Origin of the sequence: Sphingomonas sp. PAMC 26617 (genome assembly GCF_000242835.1) — a bacterium.
Taxonomy (GTDB): domain Bacteria; phylum Pseudomonadota; class Alphaproteobacteria; order Sphingomonadales; family Sphingomonadaceae; genus Sphingomonas.
The window spans coordinates 3,082,196-3,084,078 of sequence record NZ_JH594425.1 but is presented as its reverse complement, the minus strand read 5'-3'; the positions used below and the strand labels follow the sequence as shown (position 1 = coordinate 3,084,078).

The 1,883-nt window shown below is 57.4% G+C and carries 1 protein-coding gene and 1 pseudogene; one reads left to right on the top strand and one right to left on the bottom strand.

Annotation, left to right across the window (positions count from 1 at the left end):
• Positions 1-652 precede the first annotated feature (652 nt).
• Positions 653-1,135: a MucR family transcriptional regulator gene (locus tag RH91_RS21685; protein WP_081469539.1), complete on the bottom strand. Its 483-nt coding sequence runs from the start codon at positions 1,133-1,135 to the stop codon at positions 653-655.
• 284 nt (positions 1,136-1,419) lie between these two features.
• Between RH91_RS21685 and RH91_RS21680 the strand changes: the two are divergent.
• Positions 1,420-1,822 (top strand): annotated as a pseudogene (locus RH91_RS21680) (IS5 family transposase); the annotation flags it as partial.
• Positions 1,823-1,883: the final 61 nt, after the last annotated feature.

Genomic DNA, 1,883 nt, shown 5'->3' with positions numbered 1-1,883 from the left:
CTGTTGATTTAGCGTTCTCTGTCCCTCCCTGCAGGCAAGGGAGGGACATCATTGTCGACGAAAGCCGACGACGGGCCAATTGATACCAAGACTGATGGCATCGCCCAGCTCGGGGTCCTGCCGCAGGCGTAGTACGGGTCAACAAGCGACGAATTGCGCAATCGAACAAGGAGCCCGGCCTCCTTGAGCGAGCCCTGTTGTTAAAAGCGTCGACACCGCGGCTCCGATCGCCATCTGCCGCGGCCCATTCGGCTTTGGTGACGCACACGCGTTTGGGGAAAAGCGATCTGGTTACGTCTTCCATACGACAAACTTTCTTGTCTTTGTCGTCGCCGTGATCCGCCTTCTTGATAGCAGTCGAGGCGACCGACGCAGTCTGATTTGGGGCGGACGCGGTCAACGCCATAAAGACATGTTGGATTAACAGGACCAGCTCCTTAGAATGCGATAGCTGAAACTACATCAAGCGTACTACATTGGAAGTGTAATTCTCTGGCTTGAGGCAGCGGTCGACCTCAGTAGTCGCCAGGGGGGGGGGGCAGGTGGCTGAGAAATGAGATTTCATCACCCCGCCACCTTACCCCAGCGGAGTCAGACACCCTCCTCGGCTCGTCAGCGAACTATCGCCGCCACAACGTTGGGGTTGCTCGCGTTAGCCTTTGGGCTGCGGTGCCCCCGGTTTAGGCTTTGACACGTTCGTTTTAGCGCCGTCTGACTGAGAGCCCCGGTTACGACCTAAGCCAATTTTCTTAGCCATTGCGCGACGAACCTCGCTGTAGCTTTGCGAAACCATCGGATAATTAGCTTTCAGATTATATCGCTCCCGATACTCATCGGCAGTCAAACCCGCGGCCGTTAAATGACGCCGCAGCGCCTTATAAGGCTTGCCGTCGATCATACTCACGATGTGATCTTTGCTGGCAAGCGACTTTCGGACTGACACGGCTGGCGGATATTCGGACGTTGAGGGCTTCGAACCGGTTTCGAGGGGCCCCGACGACAACCTAGCAATAGCATTATACATCGACGTGAGTATGACCGGCACATCGGTGACGGTTGCTCGGTTATTGGGATTGCTAAGCCAAGCGATGGTCATATCAGCCGCCAGTTCGACGGCGGTCGTTTTCGTGGTCATGTGTTTTTCCGTACATCTGCGCCGAACTACAATCGGCTTGTACGGTTTAGGCGATTCTGCCAGCGCAACAATGCCCGGGCAACGCTACACGGGAGAACGTTCGGTTTTGCGTCGACCGACGTCACGGTGCTCTGTGACGTGGCAAGGCAACTGAGCGTAGTCGATATATTTCGTTTCGTTCCGACAGCTAGGGTCAGCACCCACTGATGTGAGAGGCGCGATCTGTTTCAGGCTCTGCGAGAAGACTGGCGAATAGCGACCGGTATTGGCTGACCGACGAGCAGATGGCGCGGCTGGAGCCGTACTTTCCCAAGAGCCACGGCAAGCCCCGGGGTGATGATCGGCGGGTGTTGAGCGGCATCGTTTCGTAAACCGCAACGTGATGCGCCGGTGCGATGCGCCCAAGGAGTACGGACCGCACACGACCCTCTACAACCGTTGGAAGCGGTGGGGCGAGAGAAGCGTGTTCCTGCGCATAATGGGAGGACTGGCCGCTGCGAGCGCCACGCCCAAGACAATCATAATCGACGCGACCTATCTCAAGGCACATCGGACGGCATCGAGCCTGCGGGTTAAAAAGGGGATCTCGGGCGGCTCATCGGTCGCACCAAGGGCGGCATGAACACGAAGCTCCACGCCGTCACCGACGCAAACGGTCGCCCACTGAGCTTCTTCATGACCGCTGGCCATTGAGCTGCTGCCGGTTTCGTGGACACCGAGATAAGGTGTTTTCGGAACCGGAGGGTGT

Bases quoted from the DNA above. Each gene is read 5' to 3' on its own strand.
- RH91_RS21685 (WP_081469539.1), bottom strand. From the start codon at position 1,135: ATGACCACGAAAACGACCGCCGTCGAACTGGCGGCTGATATGACCATC.